The following is a 739-nucleotide window of genomic DNA, read 5'->3' as shown; positions in this document are numbered from 1 at the left end:
GCCCCCGCCAGCCCCAGGCTGCATCCGGCCAGCACCCCCGCCAGCGTGCGCGGCAGCCGGGCGTCACGCACGATGACACAATCGACGCGGGTGCAGTCGGTGAACAGGGCCTGAGTGACCTCATGGAGGGGAATGGATTTGGCGCCCAGCATCAGACTGAGCGCGAAAAGTAGCAACAGCAGCATCCCTGAACCTGCGATTGCGCGACATTGACGCATAACGTTTAAGCCTTCACCAGAAGAGTCACAGAGAAACCCATGCGATTAAGCGACCGATAAGCCTCATCATTTCTGCAGGTTATCCCGTCTCTCAGACGCCACGACCGTTAACAAACAGCGTCTCCAGCCGCGTCAGCAGATTGCTGGCGCTGTAGTAGTCGAGGCGGAAGCTATCCAGCCCCAGTGCATAGACCGCCCTGCTTTTTACTGCCGGGGTCTGCGCCAGGAAAGGGTTGCTCATCACCTGTGCAGTGGTGTTATCGTCGGCGGCAAACAGCAGGTAAGTCTGACCATTCAGGCCCGCCGCCAGATTTTCACCTGACAGCTGAAGAATATCTTTGCGCATTCCCATACTGTGCCCGGCGTGAAGGCTGGCGGGCGGCGTCGCCAGCGTGAAGCCCAGCTGCTGCAGTAACCTGGCCTGCGCTGACGCTGCCGTCCACAGGTTCACGGCCCGCCCGTCGCCGTTCCAGACCATCGCGGAAACCGGCTGCGGCGGCAGCGTCAGCGCAGGCCAGGTT

The 739-nt window shown here is 61.4% G+C and carries 1 protein-coding gene and 1 pseudogene; both read right to left on the bottom strand.

What is annotated here, in order from left to right:
• On the bottom strand, positions 1–185 hold a 185-nt coding region (locus CKF42_RS20935), incomplete at its 3' end, for an iron chelate uptake ABC transporter family permease subunit (protein ID WP_146239972.1).
• Between the two features lie 124 nt (positions 186–309).
• Positions 310–739 (bottom strand): annotated as a pseudogene (locus CKF42_RS20930) (Fe2+-enterobactin ABC transporter substrate-binding protein); the annotation flags it as partial.

Origin of the sequence: Pantoea sp. ARC270 (assembly GCF_003236725.1) — a bacterium.
Lineage (GTDB): Bacteria > Pseudomonadota > Gammaproteobacteria > Enterobacterales > Enterobacteriaceae > Pantoea > Pantoea anthophila.
This window is presented reverse-complemented; position numbering and strand designations above follow the sequence as displayed.